General features: G+C 31.7%; 9 protein-coding genes. 2 read left to right on the forward strand and 7 right to left on the reverse strand.

From position 1 onward, the window contains the following. The first annotated feature begins 160 nt into the window (after positions 1 to 160). Positions 161 to 940, forward strand: a complete 780-nt coding sequence (locus KA845_RS12085) for a hypothetical protein (protein WP_210128138.1) — start codon at positions 161 to 163, stop codon at positions 938 to 940. 122 nt (positions 941 to 1,062) lie between these two features. After that, positions 1,063 to 2,100: a 2,3-butanediol dehydrogenase gene (locus tag KA845_RS12090; protein ID WP_115347622.1), complete on the forward strand. Its 1,038-nt coding sequence runs from the start codon at positions 1,063 to 1,065 to the stop codon at positions 2,098 to 2,100. 87 nt (positions 2,101 to 2,187) lie between these two features. Here KA845_RS12090 and KA845_RS12095 read toward each other — a convergent pair whose 3' ends face one another. The 7 genes from KA845_RS12095 to arsD form a co-directional block, all read right to left on the reverse strand. Continuing rightward, the gene (locus KA845_RS12095; RefSeq protein WP_210128139.1) at positions 2,188 to 2,739 is read right to left on the reverse strand and encodes a recombinase family protein; all 552 of its coding nucleotides are present in this window, start codon (positions 2,737 to 2,739) and stop codon (positions 2,188 to 2,190) included. Positions 2,740 to 2,997: 258 nt separating this feature from the next. Next, positions 2,998 to 3,393 (reverse strand): arsenate reductase (thioredoxin), encoded by a 396-nt coding sequence (gene arsC / locus KA845_RS12100; protein ID WP_119605348.1) that lies wholly within the window; start codon positions 3,391 to 3,393, stop codon positions 2,998 to 3,000. Between the two features lie 17 nt (positions 3,394 to 3,410). Further along, entirely contained in the window at positions 3,411 to 4,700 is a 1,290-nt protein-coding gene (arsB, locus tag KA845_RS12105) for an arsenite efflux transporter membrane subunit ArsB (protein ID WP_119605347.1), read from the reverse strand. 2 nt (positions 4,701 to 4,702) lie between these two features. Further along, positions 4,703 to 5,017, reverse strand: coding sequence for an ArsR/SmtB family transcription factor (locus KA845_RS12110; RefSeq protein WP_002509693.1), 315 nt, complete (start codon positions 5,015 to 5,017; stop codon positions 4,703 to 4,705). After that, positions 5,014 to 6,678, reverse strand: a complete 1,665-nt coding sequence (locus KA845_RS12115) for an FAD-dependent oxidoreductase (protein ID WP_210128140.1) — start codon at positions 6,676 to 6,678, stop codon at positions 5,014 to 5,016. Before KA845_RS12115 ends, KA845_RS12110 begins: the two co-directional genes overlap by 4 nt. Next, entirely contained in the window at positions 6,675 to 8,399 is a 1,725-nt protein-coding gene (arsA, locus tag KA845_RS12120; RefSeq protein ID WP_011867755.1) for an arsenical pump-driving ATPase, read from the reverse strand. Before arsA ends, KA845_RS12115 begins: the two co-directional genes overlap by 4 nt. After that, positions 8,386 to 8,733 (reverse strand): arsenite efflux transporter metallochaperone ArsD, encoded by a 348-nt coding sequence (gene arsD / locus KA845_RS12125; RefSeq protein ID WP_013730043.1) that lies wholly within the window; start codon positions 8,731 to 8,733, stop codon positions 8,386 to 8,388. Before arsD ends, arsA begins: the two co-directional genes overlap by 14 nt. Positions 8,734 to 9,095: the final 362 nt, after the last annotated feature.

Here is a 9,095-nt window from a genome sequence, read left to right on the forward strand (position 1 = left end):
ACTTTGCAACAGAACCTAAAAAATCCCCTCACTACTCGCAATAGTGAGGGGATTGGTGTATCTATGCTAGTTCCTTGTTAAATATATTATAACATCACAGTGGATGGGAATGCAAAATTATAAAATATAAATAAGTAATATAAAGGGGATGAGGCTGGCAATGAGCATTATTACAAGAGATAACGAAGAAACAGTTATTGCTATTTTGAAATTTGTACATCCAAATTACGCAGAAGACTTTGAAAACAGCAAATTATACTTCAATGACCTTCAAAGATTTCATAAAATTGAACATAATGAAATAGGAGATAATCTAGAAGGAGTCATTTCAAGCAAATTAGGAAATAAGTATAAGCCAAATGATGAAGTAGAGATGTATATCAGAAATTTAGAAGTTCCTAATTCTAAAATTCATAAAGTGACTGTGAAAGAGGTAACTTTGAAAAACACTTCAGATATAGTCAAAGAGTTTAAGATATGCTGCTTCTCAATAATAAGGCTGAAAGATTTAGTTGAGAGTGATGATGGCAAGTATAGGTTGAATCAAGATTTTATACGAAAAATGAATGGGATTGTTGATAATAGAAATATATATTTAACTATTTATTTGAAAGATTTTATAGATAAATTGGTGAGAACATTTTCGGAGAAGGATACATACTTTAAAACAGCTATTGTTGAGTATTTTGAAGATAAACACCCTCTATTCTATAAAATAGAAAATGGAGAAAGACTTATAGTTAAAGACTTTATAAATGCTAGTTTTTATAAAACCAGCAAATACTCTAGTCAAAAAGAATATAGAATTTTAACACATAAACTAGAAGAAAATAAAATTAAGATTGAAGGATTATTTGATAAATTTCATGAATTAGAAAATTTAGAACAACTTGCAATTAACTTTTATACAGAAGAAGAATATAGAAATTTAAATAAATGATTAATTTAAGTACACTCTAATCATATAATAATTTAGAAACACTATATTAAAAGGTTAGTTTATTTGAAAGTAACTTTTAAAAGGCATACTATTAAATTAACTAAAACAAGGAGGTTTTATCCATGAAAGCAGCAGTTTGGTATGGTCAAAAGGATGTACGAGTTGAAGATCGAAAATCTAAAGAGTTACAAGATAATGAGGTTAAAGTTAAAGTGTCTTGGGCTGGCATTTGTGGTACAGATTTACATGAATACTTAGAAGGCCCTATATTTATTTCAACAGACAAACCTGACCCGTTCCTTGGCCAAAAAGCGCCCGTTACATTAGGCCACGAATTTGCAGGTGTAGTAGATGATATTGGTTCTAAGGTTACAAAATTTAATAAAGGCGATCGTGTTGTCATTAATCCTACAGTTTCAAATCGTGAAAAAGAAGAAAATATTGATCTTTATGATGGTTATTCATTTATAGGCTTAGGTTCTGATGGTGGATTTGCAGAATTTACAAACGCCCCAGAAGAGAATGTTTATAAATTACCAGATAATGTTTCTGATAAAGAAGGCGCCCTTGTAGAACCGACGGCTGTTGCAGTTCAAGCAATTAAAGAAGGAGAAGTTCTATTTGGCGATACTGTTGCTATTTTTGGTGCAGGGCCAATCGGTTTATTAACAATTATAGCAGCCAAAGCAGCTGGTGCTAGCAAAATATTTGTTTTCGATTTATCGGAAGAACGACTTAATAAAGCTAAATCAGTAGGTGCTACTCATACGATAAATTCTGGTGAATCAAACCCAAGTGATATTATTAGTAAATACACTGATAATGGCGTTGATGTAGCATTTGAGGTAGCTGGTGTAGCGCCAACACTTAAATCTGCAATAGATGTTACTAAAGCAAGAGGTATTGTTGTTATAGTTTCTATATTCGGCCATCCTATTGAATGGAATCCAATGCAATTAACGAATACAGGTGTAAAACTTACTTCGACGATTGCTTATACACCTACTACATTTCAACAAACAATAGACTTAATTAACGAAGGTAATTTAAAAGTAAAAGACGTCGTTACTGATGAAATTGAGTTAAATGATATTGTAGAGTCAGGATTTGAACAACTTGTAAACGATAAATCACAAGCAAAAATTCTCGTTAAATTATAATATAGGTTATAAAAACTAATGAAAGGAGAATCTTCAAATTAGAGATTCTCCTTTCATTAGTTTTCTTCCTGTGATTATTTGTTTTTACTACTTCATTTTTATTATTCTATATACAGTAGAACGACTCACTCCTGTTTGTTTAGCAATTTCTTCACCCGTAAGTTTTTGTTCATCATATAAGAACTTGATTTCTCTTTTTTTATGATCAGGTAATGAAGGTCTTCCACCTTTTCGTCCTCTTGCTCGTGCTGCTTCTAGTCCTTTTTTCGTACGTTCACTTAATAAGTTAGCTTCCAGTTCAGCAAATGCACTCATCATGGTAAAGAACATTTTGCCCATCGCATCTTTGGTTGATACGTTCATATCTATAATATGTAAATCTATGTTATTATCATCCAACCACTGGGATAACTCAATTAGTTGCTTTGTTGTACGTCCAAGCCGGTCTAGTTTATAAATAACTAAAATATCGCCTTCTCGTAAATAATCTAAACACTTATCAAGTTCCGTTCTTTTAGTTTTACGACCACTCGCTTTCTCGCTAAAGATACGTTCACAACCATATTTCTCAAGTGTATCAATCTGTCCATCAAGACTTTGATCTTGTGTTGATACACGTGCATAACCAATTTTAGCCATTTGAATACCACCTCTTTTAATCGTTTTATGGGTACTTATGAATGAAATCTAGTTCTCGATGCAAATAAACGCATCTCTCATCGTCTGAAAACTCATATTTTTTGATGATTATGATACATTGATTATAACACAAGTTTAGAAAACGAAATATGTAAGAAAAACCTCTCACTTTTTGTCACTTTCCGTTTTATATTGCATGAATTTTCCTTGTTGTATTGCAAAAGTCGTCTTATAAAATATATAAGACGACTTTTATGTTTACTTAGGTTTGAATTTTTTAATTGCTGTACCTATTTCATCTCTTACACGTTGAAATTCTGACCAAGCTTTACCAGCTGGATCATCAAAGCTCCAATGTTCTTTCTTTACGTTTGGTGGGATGATTGGACAATTCTCATCAGCGTCACTGCAAAGCGTAACAACAAGATCAGATTGTTTTAAAATATTACTATCAATCATATCAGACGTATGATTTGAAATATCAATGCTAACTTCTTTCATAGCTTCTATCGCCTTAGGATTTACGCCATGTGTTTCGATACCAGCTGAGTAAACATGCCATTCATCACCAAGTATTTGTTTGCCCCAGCCTTCAGCCATTTGGCTGCGACAAGAATTACCGGTACATATAAAGTAAATGGTTTTTTTATTCATCTCGTATTACCTTTCTTTTAGAAAATAATAAGTGTTAGATATAACCCTAACAGTGTAATAAATAAAACAGGAATCGTTATAATAATTCCGGTTTTAAAATATGTTCCCCAAGAAATTTTAACACCTTTTTGAGTAAGTACGTGTAACCAAAGAAGTGTGGCTAAAGAGCCAATTGGTGTTATTTTAGGCCCCAAATCAGATCCGATAATATTCGCATAGATCATACCTTCCTTGAGTATCCCTGTCGCTTGAGATTGACCAATCGCGATTGCATCTATTAGAACGGTTGGCATGTTGTTCATAATAGATGAAAGGAATGCAGCTACAAAGCCCATGCCCATGATACTACTAAATAAGCCGTAACTTGAAATATTTGTTAGGACATCACCAAGAAGCGTTGTAATACCTACATTTTTTAGCCCAAACACAACAAGATACATACCAATGGAGAATAAAACAATATTCCATGGCGCGCCCTTAATGACTTGTTTCGTACGCACTGCCTTAGATTTACGCGCTAATAATACGAATATTAAAGCAATAATACCGGCAATAATTGATACTGGAATGTTTATAAACTCACTTACTAAATAACCAACGAGTAATATAGCCAATACAATCCATGAAATATTGAAAAGTTTTTTGTCCTTAATAGCTTCTTTCGGTTCTCTAATATTCACTGAATTGAACTTGTTTGGAATAGATTTTCTAAAATATAACCATAAGACAAGAATACTTGCGATTAACGAGAATATATTAGGTATAATCATCTTGCTAAAGTACTCAACAAATCCAATATCAAAATAATCAGCCGAAACAATATTAACTAAATTACTAACAATGAGGGGTAATGATGTTGTATCGGCAATAAAACCACTCGCAATAATAAAAGGGAATATAGCCTTTTTATCAAAACCTAAATTACGCACCATTGCTAAAACAATCGGTGTCAGTATTAAAGCCGCACCATCATTTGCGAAGAACGCTGCTACAACTGAACCTAATAGCATGATAAAGATAAACATTTTCAAGCCATTACCCTTTGATGCTCTCACCATATGTATAGCAGACCATTCAAAGAAGCCAATTTCATCTAATATGAGTGAAATAAGAATAACTGCAACAAACGTTAAGGTTGCATTCCAAACGATGCCAGTAACTTCTAGTACATCTGAAAAGCTTACAACGCCAGTAATTATAGCGACTACAGCACCAATTAATGCAGTAATTCCAATATCTAGCCCTTTAGGCTGCCAGATAACAAAAACCAACGTTAACACAAAGATGGTGATTGCTAATATCGTCATAACTAACACTCACCTTTCTCTACTGTTTCACATATACATGGGACAGTACTGGAACTCAATAAAGTAAGTCGTGATGTAACGTCATCTAACACATCATGATTTAATTTGTACAAATTTTTATTGCCATCTTTTCTAGACGTAATTAAATTATTGTCTTTTAATACTTTCATATGATGACTTAATGTGGGTTGAGAAAAAGAAAAATGCTCTAATAAGTCACAAGCACATAATTCACCACAAGAGAGTAAATCCAATATTTCAAGACGGCTACTATCAGCAATCACTTTCAAGTATTGCGATATCTCATTATAATTCAATTTTTCTTCTCCCTTTCTACTTGAAATCTTTTATATCGTTGATAATTTTTATTGCCACCTGATAAATTATATACTTGTTTAAATCCTAAATTAATAAGTACGTTTTGTGCAGCATTACCAGTAGTTCCTTTATTACAATAAGTCACTATTGTTTGATTTTCATCTAACGTTTTTGCGTAACTTCTCAACGTTTTCAATGGGACGTTAATCGCGCCATCAACATGATCAATTTCAAATTGCTTTGGAGAACGTACATCTAAAATCAATAAATCATTATTTTGTTTTATGACTTCTTCAGGCGTTATAATCTTACGTCCTCGAGTAATATTGTGACCAATCATCCCTGTATAAATAACAGGATCCTTAGTTGTGGAAAAAGGAGGTGCATATGCTAAATCTAAATGAAATAAATCTTCTGCTTTAGCACCAAATGTTATAGCAGTGGCTAGTACATCTATTCTCTTATCTACGCCCTCATACCCAATAATTTGGGCACCGAGTAATTTAGAATTGTTTTTATCAAATATAGCTTTAATTACCATTTCTTGACCTTGCATATATTCTGGACGATTCGGTTTCACATTGTGTAATACGTCAATATCCATATCTAAATCAATAGCTTCTTTTTCGGTTAAACCTGTTTGGGCAATTGTCATATCAAATATACGGACAATACCTGTTCCTAAAATGCCTTTATGTTCTAAATTTCCACCAGTTAACCGATCTCCTAAAATACGTCCCATTTTATTTGCTGTAGAACCTAGCGGTCTATATATAGGGTTACCAGTAATTAAATTATAACTTTCTGCTGCATCACCAATTGCATATATATGAGGAATATTTGTTTCAAAATACTTATTGGTTTGTATTGCTCCAGATTCTCCAATATTAATACCAATTTCTTTAGCTAATTTAGTATTTGGTGTGACACCAATCCCAATAATGATTAAGTCTGTATCAATTAATTCGCCAGTTTTTAAGCTGACTCTATTTATCGTATGATTCTCATCATAATCAACAATGTCAATTTCATTATAGGTATATACGTTAGCTTTATCTTCAATATATTCTTGAATCATAAAACTCATATCGTAGTCTAAATGAGGCATAAAAGTGTTACGTTGAACAATTGAAGTGTTGTAATTAGATAATTGTTCTAACATCTCTAAACCAATAAATCCACCGCCAACGATTGTTATATTCTGAACATCATGGTCATTAATATAATTATAAATTGCTTTGGCATCATTAATATTTTTAACTTTAAACACATTATTATATTCTTCGCTATTTAATTGAGGGAGTTCTTTAGGCGATGAACCTGTTGCTAATACTAATTCGTCATATTTTTGAATCATCTTTTCATCATTTACTAAATTAGTAACTGTTATTGTTTGATCACTATCATTTATCTTATTCACTTCATATTCTGTATAAATATCTATATTAAAGCGTTCTTTAAACCATTTAGCATTTCGTGGCGTGAGTTCATCAATATCAGATACATTACCGCCTATATAGTAGGGGATACCACATACGGAATACGAAATATCACTATCTTTATCAAAAACGGTAATTTCAACATCTTCACTATTTCTTCTTGCTTTAGCCGCGACACTCGTACCGGCAGCAACTGAACCAATGATAACAATTTTTTTCAATATTCTAACCCTCCATAAGGTATGACAAAGTAATTATTAAGACTTTCATTTTTAATCTTGTTTATCCAAATCGATTCATCTTCTTTTTTGTTACTAAAAAGGTCATCACGTTGATTTAGCGTAACTAATGATTGATTAACGACCCACCAATTATGTCCTATATCGGCTCTATTTAAATCTTCTACTAAACGTTTAGATTCTAAATAAGGTGTTTTTTCTGCTAGTGTTACGATTATCATCTGTGTTAAATCTTGATTTTGAATTTTAGGTAATAACGTTTCAACATTACTGGTAGTTTGAGTTGATTTTTTCTTTAGTTCTTTATGGTGATTTTCACTAGAATCAAGTAACAACAAGGTATGGCCTGTAGGAGCTGTATCTACAATTACGTAATCCATGTCTTCTTGGTTCTCCATAATGTCACTAAAGGCTTTGAAAAATGCTATTTCTTCTGTACAAGGTGATTTTAAATCTTCCATAATATAATCAATATCGTCTTGTGGTGTATCATCATTCACTGTGGCTAGTACTTCTTTTTTATACTTTTCTAATGCTTGTTCTTCATCAATATAAGCAGTATTTAAATTACTTGTGGTTTCAACATTAATTTCTTTAGTAGGGTCAGTAGTTGCTAAAAGAACACGATGTCCTTTATTAGATAATGCTGTAGCTAATTGCGTTGCTACTGTCGTTTTACCAACGCCACCTTTTCCCATTGTAAATAAATATTGAACTTTACTATTTTCAATTTCATCTGTTAATTTATTGAATTGCGGATGATCTTCAACAATAAAGTCATCATTTTCAATTAAGTTATCATCATTTAATAGATTAGTTAAACTTTCTATACCTTCTTCTTTCTGCTTTTTATATGGAACGTAATAAGCATGATTGTTATTTAACCATTCAGTAAAATGATTAATGTTTTTATCTTGTTCTGATTTCATCTGACTCGAAATTAAACCGTGACTTTCTTCTATATAGTTGTTAATGATTACTTTGAATTTAGAAATTGATAGTTGTTGTAATTCTTGTTGCGCTCTTTGAATTTCATATATAGAAGAGTGGCTAGGTTTCGCAACTAACATCATGGTCGTATCGTCTTGGTTACGTAGTTTTTCAAGTGCTGAATTATATTTACCTCTATTTTCATTTAAACCCGATAATTGACCTAAGCAAGAAGCGTCATTACTCGTTGTATTTAAATAATCTGTCCATGCAGAAGGTAATTCAAGCATTCTCAAGGTGTGACCTGTTGGAGCTGTATCAAATATAATGAAATCAAATTCTTGTTCTAAAGTTTTATCGGATAAAAAATTTGTAAATTCATTAAACGCTGCTACTTCAACTGTACACGAACCACTTAACTGTTCTTTCATCTCAGAAAGCACATCTTCTGGTAGAATACCCTCATAAGGTTCTATAGATTGTGCTTTATAATCGTCTGCAGCAGCAATCGGGTCAAAATTGGCTATAGAGAGATTAGGTATAGGTTGATATTTAGTTAATTTATTAGATAATTCCATTTGAAATACATCTTGTAAATTACTAGCTGGATCAGTACTTACTAAAGCTACTTTCTTTCCATTTTCCGCTAAGTTTAAAGCAATAGAACTTGATATCGTCGTTTTGCCTACGCCACCTTTACCAGTAAAAAACAAATATTTTGTTAACTCAACATTATCTAAATTCAATTTATTTAAGTATTTAACAGCATCCATCTCCACCACAGCATCCTCCATTTCTCATCTGATTAACCGTAATAATTTCATCGGCTTCTTCTTGGGTAATATAAGTACCCGTTTTAGCTATATTGCCTTCTATAAAAGTGATTGGTAAAACTTCATTACCTTTTTCTTGAATTAAACGAATAGCTTCTTTATTTTTAATAAATTCATTCGGATTATTACTCATATTATAACGTTGAACTTCTATTTGATTTTGTTTTAAATATTCATTGATTTGGTTCGTCTTTATTAGTGTTTCATCCGGTTCTGGACCACATACGCCAGTAGAACAGCACATAGCTTCTTCGTATATTTCAATATTTAACATTAGGTTCACCTCATTAATTATTTTACTACCATAGATTAGCATCTATATAGATTAGTGTCTATGTATTGATTTGGATTTTTAAAATTTAACTTAATTTGAGTTTCTAATAATATAGTTAGGAAGAAAATATTTTTACTATTGCTGTGGAGCATGTCTAAGTTTATGTGAAATTATAGTTTTTTAATCTTGCAATAATGTATATATTGATTTATAGTTAATATATCAAAAAAAGTTGATGTATTAATTATAAAATTAAATAGTTAATAAGAAGGCGTACTTGATTGCGAGTAAACCACTTAAGCACTTTATCTATTGGTTACTTTGTAAGTTATTTAAATCTTGTTATGTTATCAAGAGAAGTC

Source organism: Staphylococcus sp. GDX8P114P-2 (assembly GCF_017892945.1).
GTDB classification, from domain to species: Bacteria; Bacillota; Bacilli; order Staphylococcales; family Staphylococcaceae; genus Staphylococcus; species Staphylococcus arlettae.

Coding starts and splice junctions, on each gene's coding strand:
- KA845_RS12095 (WP_210128139.1), bottom strand. CDS start 2,739: ATGGCTAAAATTGGTTATGCACGTGTATCAACACAAGATCAAAGTCTT.
- arsA (WP_011867755.1), bottom strand. CDS start 8,399: ATGGATGCTGTTAAATACTTAAATAAATTGAATTTAGATAATGTTGAG.
- arsD (WP_013730043.1), bottom strand. CDS start 8,733: ATGTTAAATATTGAAATATACGAAGAAGCTATGTGCTGTTCTACTGGC.
- arsB (WP_119605347.1), bottom strand. CDS start 4,700: ATGACGATATTAGCAATCACCATCTTTGTGTTAACGTTGGTTTTTGTT.
- KA845_RS12085 (WP_210128138.1), top strand. CDS start 161: ATGAGCATTATTACAAGAGATAACGAAGAAACAGTTATTGCTATTTTG.
- arsC (WP_119605348.1), bottom strand. CDS start 3,393: ATGAATAAAAAAACCATTTACTTTATATGTACCGGTAATTCTTGTCGC.
- KA845_RS12090 (WP_115347622.1), top strand. CDS start 1,063: ATGAAAGCAGCAGTTTGGTATGGTCAAAAGGATGTACGAGTTGAAGAT.